We start from the raw sequence: 22,845 nt of genomic DNA, 5'->3' as shown, positions 1-22,845 counted from the left end.
CGGGCCGCCCGCCGGGCCGCCCTCCCGTGCGGCGGCCTCGCCTACGGCGGGTCAGGCCGCCAGGGCGGCGCGGATCGCCGCCTGCGTGGCCTCGCGCAGGCGGGCGTGCACGCGCACGTTCTCCTCGCGGTCGGTGCGCACCTCGACGATCCGCGGCCCCTCGCCGCGCATGGCCTTGGGCAGGTCGGACAGGTCAGGCACCAGCGTGTACGGCGTCCCGGTGGCCGCCGCCACATAGCCGAGGTCCACGCCGTGCGGCGTGCCGAAGACCCGTTCGAACGGGTCGCGCACCGCGGCCTGCGGCAGCAGCGAGAAGATCCCGCCCCCGTCGTTGTTGACCACCACGAAGCACACGTCGGGCCGCGGCTCGCGGGGCCCGAGGATCAGCCCGTTCTGGTCGTGCAGGAACGTCAGGTCGCCGAGCAGCGCGTACGACGGCCCGTTGTGCGCCAGCGCCGCCCCCATCGCCGTGGAGACCAGCCCGTCGATGCCGGACGCGCCCCGGTTGGCCATGAGCCGGATGCCGCGCCGCGGCCGCATCGCCTGGTCGAGGTCGCGGATCGGCATCGAGGAGCCGCAGAACAGCAGCGCCCCGTTGGGCAGCGCGTCCACGAGGTCCCTGGCCAGGCGCGGCTCGCTGAGGCCGGAGGCGTCGAGCACGTCGTCGACGGCCGTCCTGGCGGCCCGGTCGGCGTGCCGCCAGGCGTGCAGCCAGCTGTCGTCGCCGGCCGCGACCGGGATCTCCACGGCCTGGGCGACCTGGGTGGCCGAGCGGGTCGGGTCGGGCCAGCGGCCGAGGTCGGGGGCGACCACGATGTGCTCGCCGGCCCGCCGCAGCCACGACAGCAGCGGCCGGGACAGCCCGGGGCGGCCGAGCGTGACGACCACGTCGGGCCGGTGGTTGTCGGCGAACTCGGGCGTGCTCAGCAGGTGGTGGTAGGTGGAGACGGCGTGGTCGCCGTAGCGGGCGCCGCCGTTGGGCTCCGACAGCACCGGCCAGCCCGCCATGCCGGCGGCGGCGACGTAGCGGCGCACGTTGGCGGCGCCGTCGCCGACGACGAGCACGCCGCGCCGGGTGGGCGGGATGTGCAGGGCGATCGGCGGGGGCGCGACGCGGGCGCGTACCCAGGGGCCGTTCGCGCCGCCGTCCAGCGGTTCGCACCAGGTGGTGTCGCCGTCGGGGATCAGCGGCTCGCGGAAGGCCAGGTTGAGGTGGACGGGGCCGGGGTCGGACGGGCCGGTGGCGCGCTGGTAGGCGCGGCAGGCGAGCGAGCGCCAGTAGGCGACCTGGCCGGGGCGGTCCTCGGGGACGCCGACCTCGGCGAACCAGCGCGTCGCGGAGCCGTACATCTTGAGCTGGTCGATGGTCTGGTTGGCGCCGGTGCCGCGCAGCTCGGGCGGCCGGTCGGCGGTGAGCACGAGCAGCGGCACGCCGGACTCGGCCGCCTCGATCACGGCCGGGTGGAAGTTGGCGGTGGCGGTGCCGGAGGAGCAGATCAGCGCCACCGGCCGCTCGCTCCGCTTGGCCAGCCCCAGCGCCAGGTACGACGCCGAGCGCTCGTCGATGCGCACGTGCAGCCGCACCCGCGACTCGGCGTGCAGCGCCAGCGCCAGCGGGGCCGAGCGCGAGCCGGGGGCGAGCACCACGTCGGTCAGGCCGCAGCGCACCAGCTCGTCGACGAGCACCGTGGCCAGTGCGGTAGCGGGGTTCAACGTGACGCCTCCTGCATCCGGCGAAGCCACTGGGGAGAATCAATCTCAAAAGCCGACAAAAGCTGAAAATTCACCTCGGGGCGGCGGACGGTCAGCTCGCCGTCCACAGGCACCAGCGAGTCGTCCACCACGTCGCCGTCGAGCAGCGCCATCGTGCCGAGCCCGCACGCGTACGGCAGCGACGGCAACGCGGCCGCCAGCGCCAGCCCCGCCGCGAGCCCCACGGACGTCTCCACCGCGCTGGAGACCACGGCGGGCAGCCCGCACGCCTCCACCACGCGCAGCGCCTCGCGCACGCCGCCGAGCGGCTGCACCTTGACCACCGCCACGTCGGCCGCCTCGGCCGCGCGCACCCGCAGCGGGTCCTCGGCGCGGCGGATCGACTCGTCGGCGGCGATCGGCACGTCGCAGGCCCGCCGGACGGCGGCCAGCTCCTCCAGGGTGGCGCACGGCTGCTCGGCGTACTCCAGGTCGTACTTGTCCAGGCGCCTCAGCCGGGAGACGGCCTCGTCGACGCTCCACGCGCCGTTGACGTCCACCCGCAGCCGGCCCGACGGCCCGAGCGCGTCGCGCACGGCCTCCACCCTGGCCACGTCGTCGTCGAAGCTCTGGCCGCGCTCGGCCACCTTGACCTTGGCCGTGCCGCACCCGGAGCGCCGCACGATCGCGTGCGCCTCCTCGGGATCGACGGCCGGGACCGTGGCGTTGACGGGGACGCGCTCGCGCACCGGCGCCGGCCAGCCCTCGAAGGCGGCCTCGCGGGCGCAGGCGAGCCAGCGGGCGCACTCGCGCGGGCCGTACTCGGGGAACGGGGAGAACTCGCCCCACCCGGCCGGGCCGCGCAGCAGCACGCCTTCCCTGACGATCTGTCCCCGGAACCGCGTCCGCATCGGGATCCTGAAGACCACCGGGGCCTCGGGAGAACGCGCCACGACCCTCCCCCGCTTGCGCCTTTGTCCGACCTGTCGCCATTAACCTTACGAGCATGTGGAGGAACCCGTCGCATCCGGACCGCCCGCTGCATGCCATTGTGCAGCCTCCCGGGCCTGCCCTCTTCGCGGCGATCCGCGCGGCGCTCGACGGCGGCGGCCCCGCCGTCCTGCCGCTGCCGCCCGATGACTCCTCCGCCGCCGCGATCGCCTCGCTGCGCCCCACGCACGCGGACGGCGTCCGGCTCGACGGCGGCGAGGGCGTCCCCGAGGACGTCGCCGTCGTGATCGCCACCAGCGGCAGCACCGGCGCGCCCAAGGGCGTCATGCTGTCGGCCACCGCGCTGCGCGCCTCGGCGGCCGCCTCGCTGCGCCGCCTGGAGGCGTCCAAGGGCGAGCGCTGGCTGTGCTGCCTGCCGGTCTCGCACGTCTCCGGGCTGCAGGTGCTGGTCCGTGCGCTGCTGTCGGGCACCGAGCCGATCATCCAGCCGCGCTTCGACCCGCGCGCGGTGCTGGAGTCGGGGGCCGAGCACGTTTCCCTGGTGCCGACGCAGCTGCACCGGCTGGTCGAGCTGGGGGCCGACCTGTCGGTGTTCCGTACGATCCTGCTGGGCGGCGCCGCGCCCCGCCCCGGCCTGCTGGAGCAGGCCCGGGATCTCGGCGCCCGGATCGTGACCTCGTACGGCAGCAGCGAGACCAGCGGCGGCTGCGTGTACGACGGCCTGCCCCTTTACAACGTAGATCTCAAGATCGGCGCGGACGGGCTGATCAGGATCGCCGGCCCCGTGCTGTTCTCCGGCTACCGCTTCGGCGGCCCCGAGCCCTTCGACGGCGACTGGTTCGTCACCTCCGACCTCGGCGAGCTGTCCGGCGGGCGGCTGCGGGTGCTGGGCCGGGCCGACGACGTGATCAACACCGGCGGCGAGAAGGTGGTGGCCGGCGCGGTGGCGGCCGTCCTGGGCGGGCATCCGGGGATCGCCGACGTGGCCGTGATCGGCGTCCCCGATCCCGAATGGGGCGAACGGGTCACCGCCGTCGTCGTGCCCGCCGATCCCGACACACCCCTCACGCTTGAGCAATTGCGGGCGTACTCCCACGATAGGCTGCCCTCCTACGCCGCCCCCCGCGAGCTGCGCCTCGTCGCCGCCCTGCCCCTGCTGCCGAACGGCAAGACCGACCTGGTCAGCCTGAAGGCAGGAACCTGACGAAGTGCCGCTGCGTCATAGTGGGGAGAAGGAGGGAGCCTTCATGGACCAGACCCGCAAGATGTGGGCATCCGCGGCCGTCGTCGGCGTCATCGTCGCCGGGGGGATCTCCATCGCGGCGGCCGCCTCGGCGGGCAGGCTCGACCAGGCGGCAGAGGAGACGAGAGCGGTGGTGGAGGGGCCGGCCCCCGAGTCCTCCGGCGGCGCCGACGACGGCGTGGTCGTCTCCGAGGAGGTCAACCCCGACCCCGACGAGGTCTTCGAGTACTGGAGCGACGACCGCATGGAGGGCGCCGAGCCCATGCCCATGCCGGTGGTGACCGAGGGTGGCGTCTTCCACATCACGGAGTGACGGCACGGGGTTCCCGGTGTAATCTGCCGCTTTTTCGGTAGTTCGTCCCCTCGGGAACAAATGGCGGAAATTGGCGTTATTGATACTGGTGCGCCGTGCGGACAGCGAAGCCGCCCCGCCACAACCTGCCTGATCGCTTCTTACTCCGTACGGAGGAGGTGTCCTCATGCCCAGAACCGCCGTGGCGACCCCGCACGCGACTCTCGACCAACTGATCGAACGAGGACGTTACCAGGGTCACCTTTCTCTGGCGGAGCTGCGTGACGCGTTCGCCGAAGCCGGCGTCAGCCCTTCCGAGGGCCGCACGATCCTGCGCGAGCTCTCCGAGGCCGGCGTCAGCCTGGCCGCCGAGAACGAGCCGTCGCTCAGCAAGACCGCCCCCAGAAAGACCCGCAAGACCACGACCGTCGAGTCCGCATCCGCCGAGGAAGACGCTCCGAAGAAGTCCTCGGCCTCGCGCACAAAGGCTACCGGCCGCAAGGCGGCCAAGGCAAAAACCACCGCGCAGAACGGCGCCGGCAAGAACGTGACCCCCGTCGACGGCAAGCCTGAGCACGAGGAGGACGTCCCCGACGACCTCGTGCTGGACGAGGCCGAGCTGGAGCACGAGCAGGCCGACCTGGACGACGCCCAGTCGGTCATGGGCGACTCGGTGCACACCTATCTGAAGTCCATCGGCCGCCGCACGCTGCTGACCGCCGCCCAGGAGGTCGAGCTGGCCAGGCGGATCGAGGCCGGCCTGTACGCCGAGTACAAGCTGGAGACCCACCCCGACCTGCCGCCGGACGTCCGTGACGACCTGCACCTGGTGGTCGAGGACGGCCGTCGCGCCAAGGACCACATGCTGGAGGCCAACCTCCGGCTGGTCGTGTCGGTGGCCAAGAAGTACACCGACCGCGGCATGTCGCTGCTGGACGTGGTGCAGGAGGGCAACCTCGGCCTCATCCGGGCCGTGGAGAAGTTCGACTACACCAAGGGCTTCAAGTTCTCGACGTACGCGATGTGGTGGATCCGGCAGGCCATCCAGCGCGGCTTCGCCGACTCGGCCCGTACGATCCGGCTGCCCGTCCACGTGCTGGAGATGCTCTCCAAGCTGTCGCGGGTGGAGCGGGACATGCACCAGCGCCTCGGCCGCGAGCCCACGCCGGAGGAGCTGGCCGTCGAGCTGGACAAGACCCCCGACCAGATCGAGGAGCTGCTGCGCACCAGCCGCCAGCCGATCTCGCTCAACGCGACGATCGGCGAGGACGGCGAGACCACGATCGGCGACCTCATCGAGGACGTCGACTCGCCGGAGGCGTCGGAGATCGTCGACCGCCAGCTGCTGGGCGACCAGCTGCGCGGCGTGCTCGACAACCTCTCGCCGCGCGAGTCGAAGATCATGGCGCTGCGCTTCGGCCTGGTGGACGGCAAGCCGCACACCCTGGACGAGATCGGCAAGCACCTGGGCCTGACCCGGGAGCGGATCCGCCAGCTGGAGAAGGAGTCGCTGTCCAAGCTGCGGCACCCGAGCAACACCCGCCCGCTGCTCGACTGGGCGAGCTGATCCCCGACCGGACACCCCGAAAAGCCCCGGCGCGCCTCACCAGGAGGCGCGCCGGGGCTTTTCGCCTGTCACGGCGCGGAACCGCTAGGCGCGCGGCGCGGAACCGCTAGGCGCGCGGCGCGGAGCCGCTAGGCGCGCGGCGCGGATCCGCTAGGCGCGCGGCGCGGAGCCGCTACGCGGTCGCGGGGACCGGGCGCGGGACGCGCGGGATGCCCCACAGGCGGTTCTCCTCGCGCAGGGTGCGCAGCCGGTCGACCTCGGCCGTCCACTCGCGCCCGCGCGGCGTCGCCTTGGCCTTGCGGCGCGCGATGCGGTCGTCGTAGGACTTGACCCCGAAGGTGGCCCGCTGGCCCGCCTCGGCGGCCCGCAGCGCCTCGGTCAGCGCCTGGTCGAACGCCCGGCCCGCGGCCAGCAGCTCGACCTCGTCGGCCGCCGCGGCCCGCAGCTCCCGCAGCGTGCTCTCGGCCTGCCTGGCCCGCTCCAGCAGCTCGGGATAGCTCCTGGAGATCTCGCGGTCCGCGTGGTAGCGAACCTCGGCCTCCCGGCTCACCCGCGGACGGAAAAACGCCATGGACCCTGCCCCTTCACCAGCCGGTAAGTCATGCCAGGCCCAAGAGTACGCCTCCCCGCGACACGTGCGGAAATCACCCCGCCGCCGGGCCCTTTACATAGTAAGATGATCTTCATGCCCGCCAAGAGACCACCGATCCCCCTCTCCCGCGAGCGGATCATCGAGGCCGCGCTGCACATCGCCGACAGCCAGGGCCTGCGCCGGCTCACCATGCGCCGCCTCGGCGACGCCCTCCAGGTCGAGGCCATGGCCATCTACCACCACCTGCCCCGGGGCAAGGAGGCGCTGATGGACGCCCTGGCCGAGCACGTGACCACCGTCCACGTCGAGCAGCGCGCCACCTGGCAGGAGACGGCCAAGGCGTGGTGCCGGGCCGAGCGGGAGCTGCTGCGCGAGCACCCCGGCGTGCTGGCGCTGGCGCTCACCAAGCCGCCCAAGGGCACCACGCTCATCGCCCTGCGCGAGCAGACCGAGCAACTGGCCGACGGCGGCCTCGGCGACGCCCCCGACGCGGTGCGGGCGCTGCGCGCGTTCGTGTACGGCAGCGTGGCCGTCGAGGTCCAGCGGTCCGGCTGGGCCGACCCGGAGGTCGACGAATGGATACGGCGGGACGAACGGGCCGATGCGGACTTCGAGCGCGGACTCGACGCTCTTCTCAAGGGTTTGCAAACGTGATGCGCGTGTCGTGCTTGGCCCGTTATCCTGCATAAGGCACCCTGTGTCGAAGGTCACACGTCACGGTGACGGCATCGCACCCTTGCCAAGAGAACAACCCGAGCCGCTCCCGCCCCTCACAACGGGAGCATTCCACGAGATATCGGAGGCACGCCGATGTGCCCGCACGTCCCGGCCTGTCCGGATGCAGAGGCGCCCGACCGCGAGGCGGCACGCACCCTCGCCTGCCATCCCGAGCAGGGGTGGAGCCTGCTCTGCAACGGCGTGGTCCTGTTCGAGGACACCGGGGAGCTCCTGCCGAGCGGCGCCACGATCGAGCCGCACCGCCCGGTGGGGGTCTGAGCCCTCCGGCTACGAGGGCTCCCGCGTCAGCGCGTAGTGGCCCAGCCACTCCGCCACGATCCCGCCGACCCGGGCGGGATCCCGTTTGAGGTCGTGCCCCTCGCCGGGCAGCACCACCAGCCGCGCCGCGTCCGCGGCGTCGGGGACGCCGAACGGATCGCGGTCGCCGTTGACGACCAGCACGTCCACCCCCGCCCCGCGCAGCTCCCCGGCCCTGGACGTGCCGGGCCGGCCCGGCGGGTGCAGGGGGAAGGCCAGCGCCACGACCGCCGCCGCGCCCACCGCCGCCGCCGTACGGCAGGCCACCCGCGCCCCGTTGCTCCGCCCGCCCTGCACGAGGGGCAGGCCGGGCCGGTGCGCCCTCAGCTCCGTCAGCACGGCCTCCCACGCCTCGTCCTGACGGGCCGGCGAGCCGGGCGCCCGCGCCCCCGCCAGCCGGAACGCCTGCGTGACCCTGGCCACCCCGAACCCCGCCGCGAGCGCGGCGTCGCGCACGGCCAGCAGGTCGGGGGCGTCCACTCCCCCGGCCGAGCCGTGGGTGAGGACGAGCAGCAGCCGCGGGTCGGCCGGCTCCTCCAGGTCCACCCGCGCGGGCCCGCGCGGGGTCGTGATCTCCATGGCAGAACCGTACCTTCGGACGAGCCGGCGATGGCTCTCAGGGCTGATGACGGCGTGCCGCCCGTGGACCATGATGTCCTCATGTACCACGAACGTTCCCTCCGTGAGGACCTCCAGGCCACGCTCGACGCCCGCCGCGACCTCGGCCCCGACTACGAGAAGGCGCTCGTGGAGTCCTTCGCGGACCGCCTCGACGCGACGATCGCCGGCCGGGTGCGGGCCGAGCTGGCCGCGCAGGGAGCCGACCCGGCCGCGTACGGGCCCCGCCCCAAGGCCAAGAGCCCGGGCTCGGCGATGACCCCGATCGTGCTGGGCTCGCTCGGCATCGGCGTCCCGCTGACCGCGATCGCGGCCGGCCAGGCGGGCCTGCTGGGGCTCGCCATCGCCTGGATCGCCATCGTCGTCATCAACGTGGCCGCCGCCTCGGCCATCATGCGCCGCAGCTGACCCCCGGTCAGGACCCGCGCTCGTAGCGCAGGCGCACCTCGGTGGCCAGCGCCTCGTCGGCGTGCCCCAGCCCGTACGACCACACCTGGTCGGCGTCCTCGGTCCGCCCGCGCAGCGGCAGCGTACGGGCCAGCAGCTCGATGGCCAGGGCGCTGGTCGGGACGTCGGCCCCGCTCTCCACGGCCTCGGCGAACTCGGCGCAGGCCAGCTCCAGGTGCGCGATGCCGAGCCGCACCCGCAGCCCCGGCACCTCGGACTCGGGGGCGATGCCCAGGGCCTCGATGAGCACGTCGGCGGCCGCCCCCGGCTCGCCGTGCTCCAGCAGCAGGTCGGCGAGCTCCCGCGCGGCCAGCGCCGCCACCTGCTCGTCGCCGGCCGCCGCGCCCGAGGACGTGGCCTCGCGCAGCTCCTTCTCGGCCTCGCCCAGGGTCTCGGCCAGGCGGGCCAGCGCCAGGTGGGCGTGCGGCAGGTAGGCGGGGGTGCCGACGCCCAGCACGGCCTGCCAGGCGGCTCTGGCCTGCTCGGTGCGCCCCTCGCGTTCGAAGCCCTGCGCCAGGTGGCAGGCGGCCTGGGCGGCGTACTCGGGGTGGTTGGTGGCCAGCGCGGTGCGGGCGGCCGCGCGGGCCGCCTCGACGTCGCCGCGCTCCTCCAGCACCACGGCGAGCCCGACGGCGGCCTGCGCGCGGTCGGGCTCGTCGGGGTCGGCGACGAGCCGGCGCAGGATCGCCGCCGCGCCGTCGAGGTCGCCGCCCTCGGCGAGCCTGCGGGCGGTGTCGAGGGGCGGGGTCTCCAGCTCCGATGACGTCAAGAGAGCTCCTTACGGCGCCGCTTGGCCTGGGTCGCACCGAAGCCTAACCACTTCCGGCGATCATGTCTGCTCACTTGACGATGCCGGACTGGTTCCCCGCCCCGCGCTCGGCTCAGTCCTCGTACGCCTCCAGCGGAGGGCACGAGCAGACCAGGTTGCGGTCGCCGTAGGCCTGGTCGATGCGGCGCACCGGCACCCAGTACTTGTTCTCGCGCAGCGACGCCACCGGGTAGGCGGCCTCGCTGCGGCTGTAGGGGTGCGGCCACTCGTCGGCGGTGACCGACTCGGCCGTGTGCGGGGCGTTGCGCAGCGGGTTGTCGGCCGGGTCGTACGCCCCCGACGCCACCTTGGCGATCTCCTCGCGGATGGCGATCATGGCGTCGGCGAACCGGTCGAGCTCGCCGAGGTCCTCGCTCTCGGTGGGCTCGATCATGAGCGTCCCGGCCACCGGGAACGACATGGTCGGCGCGTGGAAGCCGTAGTCGATGAGGCGCTTGGCCACGTCGTCCACGGTGACGCCGGTCTCCTTGGTGATCTGCCGCAGGTCGACGATGCACTCGTGCGCGACCAGCCCGCCGCGCCCGGTGTACAGCACCGGGTAGTGCGGCGCCAGCCGCCTGGCCAGGTAGTTGGCCGACAGGATGGCCTGCTCGGTGGCGGCGGTGAGGCCGTCGGCGCCCATCATCCTGATGTAGGCCCACGAGATCGGCAGGATGCCCGCCGAGCCGTGCGGGGCGGCCGAGACCGGCCCGACCAGGGAGCCGTCCTTCAGCGGGTGGCCGGGCAGGTAGGTGGCCAGGTGGCCGCGGACCGCGACGGGGCCGACGCCGGGGCCGCCGCCGCCGTGCGGGATGCAGAAGGTCTTGTGCAGGTTGAGGTGGGACACGTCGGCCCCGAACTCGCCCGGCTTGGCCAGCCCGACCAGGGCGTTGAGGTTGGCGCCGTCCACGTAGACCTGGCCGCCGGCCTCGTGCACCTTGGCGCAGACCTCGGTGATGCTCTCCTCGTACACGCCGTGGGTGGACGGGTAGGTGACCATGATCGCGGCGAGCGCGTCGCGGTGCTTGGCGATCTTGGCGTCGAGGTCGGCGAGGTCCACGTTGCCGTCGGCGTCGCAGGCGACGACCACGACCCGCATGCCGGCCATGACGGCGCTGGCGGCGTTGGTGCCGTGCGCCGAGGACGGGATGAGGCAGACGTCGCGGCCTTCCTGGCCCTTGTCCCGGTGGTAGGCGCGGATGGCCAGCAGCCCGGCGAACTCGCCCTGCGAGCCGGCGTTGGGCTGCAGGGAGACCGCGTCGTAGCCGGTGACCTCGGCGAGCCAGCGCTCCAGCGTGCCGATCAGCTCCAGGTAGCCCTCGGCCTGCTCGACCGGCGCGTACGGGTGCACGCCCGCGAACTCCGGCCAGGTGATGGGCTCCATCTCGGTGCTGGCGTTGAGCTTCATCGTGCAGGAGCCGAGCGGGATCATCGACCGGTCGAGCGCGATGTCCTTGTCCTGGAGCCGGCGCAGGTAGCGCAGCATCGCGGTCTCGGAGCGGTGGCTGTGGAAGACCGGGTGGGTGAGGTAGCCGGACTCGCGCAGCAGCTCGGCGGGCAGCGCGTCGGCGGTGGCCTCGACGTCGGCGTCCCGCTCGGGCACGCCGAACGCGGCCTGCACGGCGCGCAGCTCGGCCGTGCCGGTCTTCTCGTCGCAGGCGACCGAGACGTGGTCGTCGTCGGCCCGCCACAGGTTGACGCCGCGCTCGGCGGCCGCGGCGACCACTTCGGAGGCCCGGCCGGGCACCCGGACGAGCACGGTGTCGAAGAACGCCTCGTGCACGACCTCCAGCCCGCCCGCGCGCAGGCTCTCGGCGAGCGCGGCGGCGTGCCGGTGGGCGCGCAGCGCGATGCGGCGCAGGCCCTCGGGGCCGTGGTAGACGGCGTACATGCCGGCGATGACGGCCAGCAGCACCTGCGCGGTGCAGATGTTGCTGGTGGCCTTCTCGCGGCGGATGTGCTGCTCGCGGGTCTGCAGGGCGAGCCGGTAGGCGGGGTCGCCGTCGGCGTCCACGGACACGCCGACCAGGCGGCCGGGGAGCTGGCGCTGCAGGCCCTCGCGGACGGACATGTAGGCGGCGTGCGGCCCGCCGAAGCCGAACGGCACGCCGAAACGCTGGGAGGAGCCGATCGCGATGTCGGCGCCGAGCTCGCCAGGCGCGGCCACGAGGGTGAGCGCGAGCAGGTCGGCGGCGGCCACGACGAGCGCCCCGGCCTCGTGCGCGGCGGCGGCCACGGCGCGGAAGTCGCGCAGCCGCCCGGAGGCGCCCGGGTACTGGACGAGCACGCCGAAGCACTCGGGCAGCTCACCGCCGTCGAGCGGGTGCTCGACGAGCTCGATGCCGAGCGGCTCGGCCCGGGTGGCGAGCACCCGCTTGGTCTGCGGCAGGGCGTCGGCGTCGACCACGAACACGTGGCTCTTGGAGCGGCCGGCGCGCCGGGCGAGGGTCATGGCCTCGGCGGCCGCGGTGGCCTCGTCGAGCAGGGACGCGCCGGCGACGGGCAGGCCGGTCAGGTCGGAGACGACCGTCTGGAAGTTGAGCAGCGCCTCCAGCCGCCCCTGCGAGATCTCCGGCTGGTACGGCGTGTACGCGGTGTACCAGCCCGGGTTCTCCAGCAGGTTGCGGCGGATGACCGCGGGCGTGATCGTGTCGTGGTAACCGAGGCCGATCATGGAGGTGAGCACCCGGTTGCGGCCGGCCAGGGCGCGCAGCTCGGCGATCGCCTCGCTCTCGCTGACGGCGGCGGGCAGCGTGAGCCGGTCCTTGGCCCGGATGGCCTCGGGAACCGCCACGGCCACCAGGTCGGCGACGGACTCGAAGCCGACGGCCTCCAGCATGCGCTGCTGGTCGGCCTCGGACGGGCCGATGTGGCGGCCGGAGAACGGCGGCTCGGACAGGGACGTCGGCGCGGACGGCGGCGGGGACGCCGGCAGGGACTCTGACAGGGCGGTCATGGACGGTGCCTCCCGAGGCTTATGGAGACCGGCGCCGGGGCGCGGGCGGATGCCGGATCTCCCCCTCTGTCAGCGCGGGCGTCACCGCGACCTGAGAGCTTCGCCTCACGAGGAGGCTTGCACCGTCGGTGAGGCGCGCCTGGCGGGCGTGCCTGCTTTCCAGAGTTGCCTCACCCGAGCGGTACTGGTTGCCTGAGAGATTCCGGGGAGGGTTGCTCCTTCGGCGCCCCGGGACCAAGCGGTGCCGGGGACTCTCCCGCACGGGGTCGTCAGCCTTACCCGTCCTAGGGTACTACTCCGGACGTTACGGGCGAATTACTACCCTAGCCGTCGGGCACGGCGACGCTGGGCGAGCTCGTCAGCGGGGTGGTCGGCCGGGACGTTGTCCTCGACCGCCGCGCGTTCCCCCGGCAGCTCCGCGAGGCTTCCCTCGACCTCACGCCAGACCCGGCCGAGCGCGATGCCGAACACGCCCTGGCCGCCCTGGAGGAGGTCTATCACCTCGTCGGCCGAGGTGCACTCGTAGACGCTGACGCCGTCGCTCATGAGCGTGATCTGCGCGAGGTCGGCGACCCCGCGGTTGCGCAGGTGCTGCACGGCCGTGCGGATCTGCTGCAGCGACACCCCGGTGTCGAGGAGCCGCTTGACGACCTTGAGCACCAGGATGTCGCGGAAGCTGTAGAGCCGCTGGGAGCCCGAGCCGTGCGCGGCGCGGATGGTCGGCTCCACCAGGCCCGTACGCGCCCAGTAGTCGAGCTGCCTGTAGGTGATGCCGGCCGCCGCGCAGGCGGTGGGCCCGCGGTAACCGATGTCGTCCGGCAGTGCCGCCGGACGCTCGTCGAAGAGCAGCCCCTGCTCCCCGGCACGCTGCCGCGCGTCCTCGCGCCGCACCGGATCTTCCTGGCCGGCCGTCTTTCCCTCGCCGCTGCTGACCGCCACGCGGACCTCCGGCTTTCTCTCATCCCGCGGCCCGATCTGGGGGTTCATATAGGGCGACCGCGGGTTTCACTTGCACCGTAGGACCGTCACCATGCTCAGTCAACGATCCGGCTCGGCGCGTCGTGAAGCGTAAATGCACCGAAATACCTACCCCGCCCTGCCGAAGTCCTCGGGAGTGATCGTGTCAAGGAACTCCCTGAACTTCTCCACCTCGTCCTCCTGGTCGTCCGGGATGACCACGCCGGCCTCCTGGACCACCTCCTCACTGGCGAAGATGCGCGCTCCGGTGCGCAGGGCGAGCGCGATGGAGTCGGACGGGCGCGCGCTCACCTCGACGCCGTTGGAGAACACCAGGTCGGCGAAGAAGATGCCGTCGCGCAGCGCGACGATGTTGACCGCGCGCAGGCCGACGCCCAGCGCGCTCAGCACGTCGCGGAACAGGTCGTGGGTGAGCGGCCGCGGCGGAGGCTCCTCCGCCTGGGCGAGGGCGATGGCCGTCGCCTCGGTCATGCCGATCCAGATAGGAAGGAACCGCTCCCCGTGTGCCTCCTTGAGCAAGACGATCGGTTGATTTGTGGGCATTTCGACTCTTACGCCCACGACCTCCATCTGCAACACGGGCTGCTCCGTATTCCTGACCGGTGACCCGGCACAGCTCTTGGTTCGTCGCTTCTGCTGACTGGCTACTTCATTTCAACGTAACACCCGGAAGGCCCCGATTGCTCCCCGGCCACCATCCGGGGTCCCCTCACCGCCCCAGGACCGAACGTACCCCTGTGCGGACCAACGACGCGTGCAGGTCGAGCAGGAGGTTGGACAGCTCCCGCGCGGTCTCCTCGGCCTCGCCGATGGCGCCCGGGGCGCGGCGTTTCAGCACCGGCGCGACGCTCTGCTCGACCAGGCCGCACTCGCGCTCGGCGGCGGCCTTGACCGCGCGCAGGTGCCGGGCGCCGAGACCGAAGCGGGCCAGCGCGCCGACGGTGCGGGCGATCTTGAGCGCCTCCTCGTCGTAGCGGCGGGCGACCGGGGTCAGCAGGCCGTAGTCCTCGCACTCGGCGAGGGTCTCCTCGTCGATGCCGGCGGCCTCCAGCAGCTCGGCGCGGCCGAGCCTGACCTCCTGCTTGTCGGGCAGCGCCCGGGGGCGGCCGAAGCTCTCGGCCATGCGGTCCTTGATGACCCGCAGCGGCAGGTAGTGGTCGCGCTGCTCGGTGAGGATGAAGCGGAGCTGCTCGACGTGCAGGTGCGTGAACTTGCGAAAGCCGGAGGGGCTGCGCTCGGGCTCGATGAGCCCTTCGCCCTCCAAGAACCTGATCTTGGAGATCGTCACATCGGGGAACTCGCCCTGCAGCAGGGCGAGCACCTCCCCGATGCTCATGTGCGAGCGGGCCGCCTGGGAAGTCATGCGCTGTGGTTGCCCCGCATGAGGAAGACCAGCCGGAATTTGCCGATCTGCACCTCGTCGCCGGAGTGCAGTGGAACCTCCTCGATCCGCTCGCGGTTGACGTAGGTGCCGTTGAGGCTGCCCACGTCGCGGACGGAGAACTGGCCGCCGCGGTGGCGGTAGAACTCCACGTGGCGGCGCGAGACGGTGATGTCGTCGAGGAAGATGTCGCTCTCCGGGTGGCGCCCGGTCGTGGTGAGCTCCTTGTCCAGCCGGAAGCGGCTGCCCTGGTTGGGGCCCCTGGTCACCGTGAGCAACGCCGTGCCGGGCGGGAGCTGCTCCACCAGCGCCCGCTCCTGCAGGAGCATGTCGCCTGTCTCAGCCTCGTACGCCTCGATTCCCGCCACGGAGATCGTCGAAGTGGTGTCCCCTGCGACCTCGTGTCTGGTCAGCGGTGACCCGCAGCGGGAACAGAAACGGGCATCCTCGGGGTTGGCGTGCCCGCACTGCGTGCAGTAGACGCTCGGCATCGATCGGCTCGGCCTCCTACCGCGAAGACGCGGCGACGGTGCTCAGGACGCGCCTCGCTTCGCTTTCTTCAAGTTTGCGAATGCCGCAACATACGCTGATCAGCGGCAAAGGTCAACTCGGGGCGCTGGACGGTGGTTTGGACGCAGACAAAGTTACCGCCGCTTCCGCCCCGTGGTCCATGCCGCCGCGCGTTTCTACATTACGATCTTGCGGCGGCCGGCGCGCACCCGGCAACCGTGGTTTCCGCCACTTTCGTACCGTTCACGCACCGCTCACTCTCCGTGACATTCATGGCCGCCGGGTCAGCCGGCGGCCTGTTCCACCACCCGCGCCCACCGCTCCAGGAGCGCCTGGGCGCCGTCCATGTCGGCCGCCTCGGCCCACAGGTCGGTGACGGGCTCGGTGGCGGCGGGCAGCACCAGCACCCAGCTCCCGTCGTCGCGGGCCACCCGCACCCCGTCGGTGGTGTCCACGCGGTAGCCCGCGGGCTCGGCCTCGGCGGCCTCGATGACCGAGCGCATGACCGCGCCCTTGGCCGCCCACGGCGTCGGCACCGTCCTGCGCAGCAGCCTGACCTCGGGAATCCTCGCGTCGATCTGGCTGAGCGAGAGCCGGGTGCGGGCGACCAGCCCGAGCAGGCGCATGAACGCGGCCAGCCCGTCGATGGCCGGGCTGAACTCCGGCACCACGAACCCGCCCCGCCCGTCCGCCGCGAAGATCATGTCGGGGCCCGCGACGGCCGCGGTGAGGGCGTCCAGCGAGGTGGAGGTCCACTGCACCTGCACGCCGTGGAAGCGGCACACCTGCTCGGCGACCCGGGTGGTGGTGACCGGCAGCGCCACCCGGCCGCCCCTGCGCTCGGCGGCGACCAGGTCGAGCACGACGAGCAGGGCGCGTTCCTCGTCGATGAGCTGGCCCATCTCGTCCACCAGGGCGATGCGCTCGCCGACCGGGTCGAAGCGCACGCCGAAGGCCGCCCGCGAGGAGCTGACCAGCTCCGACAGCCGTTGCAGGTCGCGGCGGCGCTCGGCCAGCGTCTCGGTGGGCGAGACGTCGTCGAGGCGGGCGTTGACGGTGAGCACGTCCACGCCGACCCGGCCGAGCAGGGTGGGCAGCACCAGCGAGGAGGTGCCGCCCGCGCAGTCCACGACGACCTTCATGTCGCGTACGTCGCCGACGCCGACGTGGCGCAGCAGCTCGTGGGTGTAGTCCTCGATCGCCCGGGAAGGATGCGTCAGCTCGGCGATCTCGCCGGGGAAGGCGCGGCGGAACTCCTGGCGGGAGAAGACCCGCTCCAGCTTGCGCTGCGCGCCGGGGGCCAGGTCGGCGCCGCGGGCGTCCATGAGGACGATGTCCACGCTCTGCGGGTCGCCGGGCGTGGTGCGCAGCGCGATGCCGCCGGCGGCGCCCTCCCTGCCGGTGTGGAAGCGGGCGACCGGCAGCGGGGCCGCCTCCAGGTCGAGGACGTTGATCGCCCCTGCGGTGAGGGCGCCGTTGACCGCCCGCTTGAGCGCGCGGGCGGCGAGCGAGCAGTCGCGGGCGGTGACGACGTACTCGCCCTTCTTCAGGGTGGTGGCGTAGGCGCTGGCCAGGCGGACGCACAGCTCGGCGGTGATCTCGACGTTGACCAGGCCGCTCACGCCCCGGGGGCCGAACAGGCTGCGCTGGCCGCGCGACTCCCAGATGACGCTGGTGTTGACGACCGCGCCGGCCTCGATGGTCTTGAACGGGTAGACCCTGACGCCGCTGGAGACGTACGCCTCGGACTCGATGACGCACTCGTCGCCGATGACCGCGTTCTCCTCGATGCGGGCGCCGGTCATGACGTCGGTGCTCTTGCCGACCACGCAGCCGCGTAAGTGGGCGCCGGGGCCCAGGTAGACGTTGTCGTGGACGATCGCGCGGTGCAGGAAGGCGCCCTCGCGGACCACGACGTTGCTGCCGAGCACGGTGTACTCGCGCAGCTCGGCGCCCGCCTCGACCTTGGCGTAGTCGCCGATGAGCAGCGGGCCCTTGAGCACCGCGTCGGGGTCGACCGAGGCCGACTCGGCGACCCAGACGCCGGGCGAGAGCTCGAAGCCGCCGAGGTCCAGCTCGACCCGGCCGGACAGGGCGTCGGCGTGGGCCTTGAGATAGCTGTCGTGGGTGCCGACGTCCTCCCAGTAGCCGTCGGCGACGTAGCCGTAGATGGCGGCGCCCTGCTCCAGCAGGGCGGGGAAGACGTCGCTCGACCAGTCGACGGGCTCGCCGGTGGCGACGGCGTCGAGGATCTCGGGCTCCATGACGTAGATGCCGGTGTTGACGGTGTCGGAGAAGACCTGGCCCCAGGTGGGCTTCTCCAGGAAGCGCTGCACGCGCCCGCCCTCGTCGACGATGATGATCCCGAATTCGAGGGGGTTGGGGACGCGCTTGAGCCCGATGGTGACAAGTGCCGAATTTTCCCGATGAAAACGGATCATTTCGGATAAATCGATATCCGTGAGGGCGTCTCCGCTGATCACCAGGAACCGGTCGTCGCGCAGGCGGTCGGCGGCGTTCTTGACGCTGCCGGCGGTGCCGAGAGGGACGTCCTCGGTGGCGTACTCCAGGTGCATGCCCAGCTCGTCGCCGTCGCCGAAGTAGTTGCGCACCAGCGCCGCCAGGAACTGCACGGTCACCACGGTCTCGGTGATGCCGTGCCGCTTGAGCAGCCGCAGGACGTGCTCCATGATCGGACGGTTGACCACCGGCAGGAGGGGTTTGGGCTGGTTGGCGGTCATCGGCCGCAGCCGCGTGCCCTCCCCGCCCGCCATGACGACCGCCTTCACCCGCTCACTCCTTCTTGGCCGAGGTCACGAGCCGGCGCACCTGCACCACGTACAGCAGTCCGGCCCACCAGTACAGGCCCGTTCCCCAGAGGGCGAAGGCCCAGCCGACGATCCGGGCTATATCGGCATACCACCCGGAGTGGGAGGCAAGGAAGAGGAGGGGGAAGGCGTACATGAGGTTGAACATCGCGGCCTTGCCCAGGAAATGCACCTGAAGTGCCCGGTAGCCGTGCCTGCGGAGGACGGGGAAGGAACACGCGACGAAGACTTCGCGCGCCAGGATGACCAGCACCAGCCACCACGGGATCACCTCGCGCAGCAGCAGCGCCAGGATCGTGGCGAAGACGTAGAGCTTGTCGGCGGCCGGGTCGATGAGCCGGCCGAGCTTGCTGGTCTGGTTGAACGCCCGGGCGATCTTTCCGTCGAGCCAGTCGGTGAAGCCCGCGACGGCGAGGATCCCGATGGCCCACCCGTCCGCCTGCGGCACGAGGACCAGCCACAGGAACACGGGCACGCCGAGGAGGCGCAGGAAGCTCAGCAGGTTGGGAACCGTCCAGATCCGGTCCTCGGCGGAAGTTTCGCTCACGCAGCAGACCCTACTGATTGCGCCGAACTCCTGCGCGGCCGGTCTGGTCCGGCCCCGTGGTCCGCCGTCAGGCGCGCAGGAAGGAGTGCGTACGGCCGACCTCGGCGAAGCCGAGCCGGGCGTAGAAGTCCTTCGGCCAGTCGGCGGCGTCGGCGACCAGGAAGATCAGCTCGGCGCCGGCCGCCTCGGCGAGCAGCGCGCTCAGCAGCGCGCGGGCGTGACCTCTGCCGCGGTGCTCCTCGGCCGTCCAGACGTCCTCGATCTGGGCGACGCCGCCGTGCAGGTAGAGGTCGGCGCGGGCGGCGAGCTCGCCTCCGGGGGCGCGCACGCCGCGGAAGAGCACCCGGTCGGCGCCCGCCACGCGGTTCTCCACGCGCCTGGCCAGCGCCTCGACCACCTCCTCGCCCGCCTCGGGCAGGCTGCGGCGCCAGTCGCGGCGCAGCACCTCCATCAGCTCGGCCGTCTCCAGGGGCTCGGCCGGGGGCGGGTCCTCGGGGACGGCGCCGCGGAAGGCCATGACGAGGTGGACCTCGTGTGCGTAGCCGGCGCGGGCGAAGGCGGGCGCGAACGTCTCGCCGAGGCGGTCGTCGGCGACCGTCACCAGCCGGTGGGCGTGGCCGGTCAGAACCTCGTCGGCGGCCCGCAGCACCTCGTCCGGCTCGGCGGGCTCCCACACGAGGAGGCGGTTGTCGTCGTAGGAGCCGGGGTAACGCTCGTCGAGCACGGCCACCCCGCCGGGCACGGGCACCTCGCGCGGCGCCCGGCGGCGGGCGAAGCCGCGCAGGAACACGAGCGCGCGGGCCAGGTCGGCCGCGTCGCTCTCGCGCCGTAAGGCGGCCAGGTGGGCGACGTCGTCCATCACACCCGCCACGCCAGGAACGCGGGCCATGCCCGCCATGTCAGGAAGGCGGGCCATGCCCGCCCTGCCGGGACCGCGGGCCGTGCCCGCCACGTCGGGCGTGACCGGTCAGCCGGCACTGCGCACGGCCTTGAGGAACGCCTCGATGAGGGCCGGGTCCTTCACCCCGGGCGCGGTCTCGACGCCGCTCGACACGTCGACCCCCCACGGGTCGGCGGCGGCGATCGCCTCGGCCACGTTGTCCGGGGACAGGCCACCGGCCAGCAGCCAGCGCCCCGACGGCCGGCCTCGCACGGCCGCCCAGTCCCACGGCTGCCCGGAGCCGGCGTGCGGGGCGTCGACCAGGAGAAGGTCCTCGTCGTAGGCGCCGCAGCGCAGGTCGGCCTCCGAGTCGACGGCGCGGACCAGGGTGGGGCCGAGGTCGCGCAGCGCGAGGAAGTCGGCGTGCGGGTGACGACCGTGGAGCTGGATCGCCCGCACGCCGGAGGTCAGCGCCGCCGCCCGGACCGTCTCCGGGTCCTCGCCGCGGAAGACGCCGACGGTCAGGACGTGCCCGGGCACCGCCGAGGCCAGCTCGGCGGCGCGCTCGGGCGAGACCCGGCGCGGGCTGCGGGTCATGACGAACCCGATGGCGTCGGCCCCCGCCTCGACGGCGGCGGCCACGTGGGCGGGCTCGCTCAGGCCGCAGATCTTGACGTACACACCCACGACATTAGCGGCGCCGGGCGGCTGCCGGCGACCACGACCAGAACAGCAGCGCGAGGATCAGCCCGAACAGCATCACCCCGTTGGGCAGGTGCGCCCCCAGGACCGCCCAGGTGAAGTGCTGGGCCATGCCGAGGACGAACAGCGCGAGGCTGGCCAGGGCGGGCCAGCCCGCGCCGCGGCCCGGCCGCCAGACCAGCACGGCCAGCACGATCTGCACCAGGGCGATGAGGTGGACCACCATCCCGGCCATCACGTGCGTCTCGGCCAGGGACTCGGTCTCGACCGCCTGCCCGGCGAACGAGGCCGCGACCAGCAGCGCGGCGGCCTGGGCGATGATCGCCACGCGGAGCGCGTACAGCAGGCCGGCGGAGACCTGGCCGGTGACCGGCCGGTTCATGACCGTGGTGCTCTCCATGTCGGAGGTCCTTTCGAAGCAAGGTTCGGTGCGGGACCTCATGGTGGCGACGCGCGGCTCGGGGCGTCGTCAGCCTGCGGGATGAGAGCCGGTCCGCCCCGCGGCGGAGCGGGCGGGAGCGCAGGTCAGGAACCCCGGCGGACGGGGCGGAAGGAGGCGTCCACCAGGCCCGCGCGGTGGGCGACCACGGCGGCCTGGATGCGGTTGCGCAGCCCCAGCTTGTCCATCGCGGCCGCGATGTGGGTCTTGACCGTGGTCACGCCGACGTGCAGCTCCTCGGCGATCTCGGCGTTGGACAGGCCGGTGCCGACCAGGGCGAGCACCTCCAGCTCGCGCTCGGTCAGCCCGGCGGGCACCGGGGCGGCGGCCTGCTCCTCGGCGGCGAGGAAGCGTTCGACGACGCGGCGAAGCACGGACGGCGCGAGCAGCTGCTCCCCCGTGGCGGCCCGGCGCACGGCGTCCACCATCCGCTCCGGCTCGTCGTCCTTGACCAGGAACCCGACCGCTCCGGCGCGGAGGGCGGCGTGCACGTTGGCGTCCTCGGCGAACGTGGTCAGCACGACGATCCTGATGCCCGGCCGCGCGGCCAGCACCCGCTTGATCGCCTCCAGCCCGTCCACCCGGGGCATGCGCAGGTCCATGAGGATGACGTCGGGCAGGTGCCGTTCGGCCAGGCGGACCGCCTCGGCGCCGTCCTCGGCCTCCCCGACGACCTCCATGTCGCCCGCGGCCTGCAGCAGCATGCGCACGCCCGCGCGGACCAGCGCCTGGTCGTCGGCCACCAGGACGCGGATCACGTGGCGCTCCTCGCGGGCAGGCTCGCGGCCAGCAGCCAGCCGCCCTCGCCGTCGGGGCCGGCGCTGAGGGTGCCGCCGAGCGCGCGCACCCGCTCGCGCATGCCGGCCAGGCCGCGGCCGGAGGACGGCAGGCGTTCGATGACGGTGGGCGGGGGGCCGTTGCGGATCTCCACCGACAGCCCCTCCCCTTCAGGGGCGACGCTGACGCTGACCCGGGTGCCGGGGCCGGCGTGTTTGAGCACGTTCGTGAGTCCTTCCTGGACGATGCGCGCCGCCGAGGCGCGGGCGGTGAGCGGGGCCTGGTCGGTGGCGGGGTCGAGGTGGAGGTCCACGACGAGGCCGGCGGCGGCCATGCGCTCGGCCGACTCGCGTACGACGTCGGTGGGGTCGGCCAGCAGGTGCGGCTGACGCTCGGGCTCGCGCAGCAGGTCGAGCAGGTCGCGCAGGTCCTGCAGCACCTGGTGTCCGGTCTCGCGGATGTCGCTGAGCGCGTCGGCGACCGGGCCGTCGGGGGCGGTGTAGCGGGCGGCGCTGGCCCGCAGCACCATGGCGCCGACGTGGTGGGCGACGATGTCGTGGACGTCGCGGGCGATGCGTTCGCGCTCGGCGAGCTGGTCGGCCCGCACCTGGGCGACGGCCGCGCGGGCCGCCTCCTCGGCGCGCAGCCGCTCGGCGGCCGCGGCGGCCTGCCGCATGCCGAGGTAGCGGCCGATGGCGATGGGCGTGGCGACCAGCATCATGAGCACGCCGACGCGGAACGGCGTGACCTCGGTGCCCTCGCCGACGACGGCGATAGCGGTCAGCATGCAGCCGGCCGCGTAGGCCGCCACCAGCCACGCCGCCGACGCCACCCGCATGGCGAACACGCCGACGGAGATGAGCGTGAGGATCACGCAGGTGTTGACGGCCTCGTTGAGATAGGTGTCGGCGCACACCAGCAGCACGCCCTGGCCGAGCAGGACCAGGCCGGGCAGCCGCCTGGCCACCCCCAGCGACAGGCCGCCCACCACGGCCAGCAGGCCGACCACCCAGACGGGCTGGCTGCCGGAATGCCAGGTGGTCCAGGTGCTCAGCACGGTGATGGCCACGCCCCCGGCGGCCAGCAGCGCGTCCGGGGTGACGTCGCGCTCCTCCAGCGGCCCGGCCGAGCCGCGCAGGTACGCGCCCAGCACGGCGGGCACGACCGGCAGGAGGACCGAGTACATCCAGCTGTTGACCGTGAGCGCGATGCCGGGGTCGGCGATGTTGACCGCGGTCGCGGCGACGGCGGCGGCCGCCGCGACCACCGTGCCGCGCCGCCCGGAGCGGAACCCGGCCACGCCGACCGCGACGCAGAGGAGGATCTGCGCGGTGTTGGAGGTGTACGAGCCGAGCTGGTCGGTGATGACGAGCAGCGCGGCGAGGTAGAGGGTGACCGGCACCGGCCGGCTGCGGACGAACCCCATGGGCAGGCCGGCCAGCAGCCCCATCGGCAGGTTCGCCTCGGCCGGCAGGTAGGTCGTGTCGCCCGCGTGAGCGGTGGTGAACAGGTCCAGTGCCACTCCCGAAACCGCCAGGAGGACATCCAGCGGCACACCGCGCCAACGCATGCACTCACGCTATCCGCACACCGTGAACCGCT

General features: G+C 73.0%; 23 protein-coding genes and 1 riboswitch. Of the genes, 6 read left to right on the top strand and 17 right to left on the bottom strand.

Features of this window, described 5'->3' with window-relative positions:
• Window positions 1-51: 51 nt before the first annotated feature.
• Entirely contained in the window at window positions 52-1,713 is a 1,662-nt protein-coding gene (menD, locus tag AC27IY_RS14890) for a 2-succinyl-5-enolpyruvyl-6-hydroxy-3-cyclohexene-1-carboxylic-acid synthase (protein ID WP_344206224.1), read from the bottom strand.
• Entirely contained in the window at window positions 1,710-2,603 is an 894-nt protein-coding gene (locus tag AC27IY_RS14885) for an o-succinylbenzoate synthase (protein ID WP_487178317.1), read from the bottom strand. Before AC27IY_RS14885 ends, menD begins: the two co-directional genes overlap by 4 nt.
• A gap of 95 nt (window positions 2,604-2,698) precedes the next feature.
• On the opposite strand from AC27IY_RS14885, the gene AC27IY_RS14880 reads away from it, so the two are divergent.
• The 3 genes from AC27IY_RS14880 (at window position 2,699) to AC27IY_RS14870 (ending at window position 5,745) form a co-directional block, all read left to right on the top strand.
• Window positions 2,699-3,847: an AMP-binding protein gene (locus AC27IY_RS14880; protein ID WP_487178287.1), complete on the top strand. Its 1,149-nt coding sequence runs from the start codon at window positions 2,699-2,701 to the stop codon at window positions 3,845-3,847.
• Between the two features lie 43 nt (window positions 3,848-3,890).
• Entirely contained in the window at window positions 3,891-4,199 is a 309-nt protein-coding gene (locus AC27IY_RS14875; protein WP_344206219.1) for a hypothetical protein, read from the top strand.
• Window positions 4,200-4,365: 166 nt separating this feature from the next.
• Window positions 4,366-5,745: an RNA polymerase sigma factor gene (locus AC27IY_RS14870; protein WP_423447337.1), complete on the top strand. Its 1,380-nt coding sequence runs from the start codon at window positions 4,366-4,368 to the stop codon at window positions 5,743-5,745.
• A 172-nt stretch (window positions 5,746-5,917) separates the two neighbouring features.
• On the opposite strand, the gene AC27IY_RS14865 is transcribed toward AC27IY_RS14870, so the two are convergent.
• Window positions 5,918-6,316 carry a hypothetical protein gene (locus AC27IY_RS14865; protein ID WP_329578423.1) on the bottom strand — a complete coding sequence of 133 codons (399 nt, stop codon included), beginning with the start codon at window positions 6,314-6,316 and terminating at the stop codon, window positions 5,918-5,920.
• Window positions 6,317-6,430: 114 nt separating this feature from the next.
• Between AC27IY_RS14865 and AC27IY_RS14860 the strand changes: the two genes are divergently transcribed.
• Together AC27IY_RS14860 and AC27IY_RS14855 are read left to right on the top strand one after the other, a co-directional pair.
• Complete coding sequence (locus AC27IY_RS14860; RefSeq protein WP_344206217.1) at window positions 6,431-6,991, top strand: TetR/AcrR family transcriptional regulator C-terminal domain-containing protein; 561 nt, start codon at window positions 6,431-6,433, stop codon at window positions 6,989-6,991.
• Between the two features lie 156 nt (window positions 6,992-7,147).
• Complete coding sequence (locus AC27IY_RS14855; RefSeq protein WP_020539824.1) at window positions 7,148-7,333, top strand: DUF5999 family protein; 186 nt, start codon at window positions 7,148-7,150, stop codon at window positions 7,331-7,333.
• Window positions 7,334-7,342: 9 nt separating this feature from the next.
• Here AC27IY_RS14855 and AC27IY_RS14850 read toward each other — a convergent pair whose 3' ends face one another.
• The gene (locus AC27IY_RS14850; RefSeq protein WP_329578436.1) at window positions 7,343-7,951 is read right to left on the bottom strand and encodes an alpha/beta hydrolase family protein; all 609 of its coding nucleotides are present in this window, start codon (window positions 7,949-7,951) and stop codon (window positions 7,343-7,345) included.
• Between the two features lie 81 nt (window positions 7,952-8,032).
• Here AC27IY_RS14850 and AC27IY_RS14845 point away from each other — a divergent pair, with 81 nt between their 5' ends.
• Window positions 8,033-8,398 carry a hypothetical protein gene (locus tag AC27IY_RS14845; protein WP_364456086.1) on the top strand — a complete coding sequence of 122 codons (366 nt, stop codon included), beginning with the start codon at window positions 8,033-8,035 and terminating at the stop codon, window positions 8,396-8,398.
• 7 nt (window positions 8,399-8,405) lie between these two features.
• Here AC27IY_RS14845 and AC27IY_RS14840 read toward each other — a convergent pair whose 3' ends face one another.
• From AC27IY_RS14840 to AC27IY_RS14780, 13 genes are all read right to left on the bottom strand, one after another.
• On the bottom strand, window positions 8,406-9,206 hold the full coding sequence (locus AC27IY_RS14840) for a tetratricopeptide repeat protein (protein ID WP_364456088.1): 801 nt from the start codon (window positions 9,204-9,206) through the stop codon (window positions 8,406-8,408).
• A gap of 112 nt (window positions 9,207-9,318) precedes the next feature.
• The gene (gcvP, locus tag AC27IY_RS14835; protein WP_487178286.1) at window positions 9,319-12,201 is read right to left on the bottom strand and encodes an aminomethyl-transferring glycine dehydrogenase; all 2,883 of its coding nucleotides are present in this window, start codon (window positions 12,199-12,201) and stop codon (window positions 9,319-9,321) included.
• A 169-nt stretch (window positions 12,202-12,370) separates the two neighbouring features.
• Window positions 12,371-12,470, bottom strand: a riboswitch (glycine riboswitch).
• A gap of 49 nt (window positions 12,471-12,519) precedes the next feature.
• On the bottom strand, window positions 12,520-13,140 hold the full coding sequence (locus AC27IY_RS14830; RefSeq protein ID WP_091084899.1) for a MerR family transcriptional regulator: 621 nt from the start codon (window positions 13,138-13,140) through the stop codon (window positions 12,520-12,522).
• Window positions 13,141-13,287: 147 nt separating this feature from the next.
• Window positions 13,288-13,758 carry a bifunctional nuclease family protein gene (locus tag AC27IY_RS14825; RefSeq protein WP_020539830.1) on the bottom strand — a complete coding sequence of 157 codons (471 nt, stop codon included), beginning with the start codon at window positions 13,756-13,758 and terminating at the stop codon, window positions 13,288-13,290.
• 130 nt (window positions 13,759-13,888) lie between these two features.
• Window positions 13,889-14,542 (bottom strand): transcriptional regulator FtsR, encoded by a 654-nt coding sequence (gene ftsR / locus AC27IY_RS14820; protein WP_344206209.1) that lies wholly within the window; start codon window positions 14,540-14,542, stop codon window positions 13,889-13,891.
• Window positions 14,539-15,051: a double zinc ribbon and FHA domain-containing protein gene (locus AC27IY_RS14815; RefSeq protein WP_344206208.1), complete on the bottom strand. Its 513-nt coding sequence runs from the start codon at window positions 15,049-15,051 to the stop codon at window positions 14,539-14,541. Before AC27IY_RS14815 ends, ftsR begins: the two co-directional genes overlap by 4 nt.
• 303 nt (window positions 15,052-15,354) lie before the next feature.
• Window positions 15,355-17,859 carry a sugar phosphate nucleotidyltransferase gene (locus tag AC27IY_RS14810; RefSeq protein WP_344206206.1) on the bottom strand — a complete coding sequence of 835 codons (2,505 nt, stop codon included), beginning with the start codon at window positions 17,857-17,859 and terminating at the stop codon, window positions 15,355-15,357.
• A 4-nt stretch (window positions 17,860-17,863) separates the two neighbouring features.
• Window positions 17,864-18,445 carry a cardiolipin synthase ClsA gene (gene clsA, locus AC27IY_RS14805; RefSeq protein WP_344206204.1) on the bottom strand — a complete coding sequence of 194 codons (582 nt, stop codon included), beginning with the start codon at window positions 18,443-18,445 and terminating at the stop codon, window positions 17,864-17,866.
• Window positions 18,446-18,512: 67 nt separating this feature from the next.
• Window positions 18,513-19,334: a GNAT family N-acetyltransferase gene (locus tag AC27IY_RS14800; RefSeq protein ID WP_487178285.1), complete on the bottom strand. Its 822-nt coding sequence runs from the start codon at window positions 19,332-19,334 to the stop codon at window positions 18,513-18,515.
• 78 nt (window positions 19,335-19,412) lie between these two features.
• Complete coding sequence (locus tag AC27IY_RS14795) at window positions 19,413-20,006, bottom strand: phosphoribosylanthranilate isomerase (protein WP_487178284.1); 594 nt, start codon at window positions 20,004-20,006, stop codon at window positions 19,413-19,415.
• Between the two features lie 10 nt (window positions 20,007-20,016).
• Window positions 20,017-20,427, bottom strand: coding sequence for a hypothetical protein (locus AC27IY_RS14790; RefSeq protein WP_487178283.1), 411 nt, complete (start codon window positions 20,425-20,427; stop codon window positions 20,017-20,019).
• Between the two features lie 125 nt (window positions 20,428-20,552).
• Window positions 20,553-21,224 carry a response regulator gene (locus AC27IY_RS14785; protein ID WP_449954138.1) on the bottom strand — a complete coding sequence of 224 codons (672 nt, stop codon included), beginning with the start codon at window positions 21,222-21,224 and terminating at the stop codon, window positions 20,553-20,555.
• Entirely contained in the window at window positions 21,221-22,813 is a 1,593-nt protein-coding gene (locus AC27IY_RS14780) for a sensor histidine kinase (RefSeq protein WP_344206197.1), read from the bottom strand. Before AC27IY_RS14780 ends, AC27IY_RS14785 begins: the two co-directional genes overlap by 4 nt.
• Window positions 22,814-22,845: the final 32 nt, after the last annotated feature.

The organism is Nonomuraea sp. B208 (assembly GCF_057536035.1).
The sequence above is the reverse complement of the archived record's forward strand: the minus strand, read 5'-3'. Positions and strand labels throughout refer to the sequence as shown.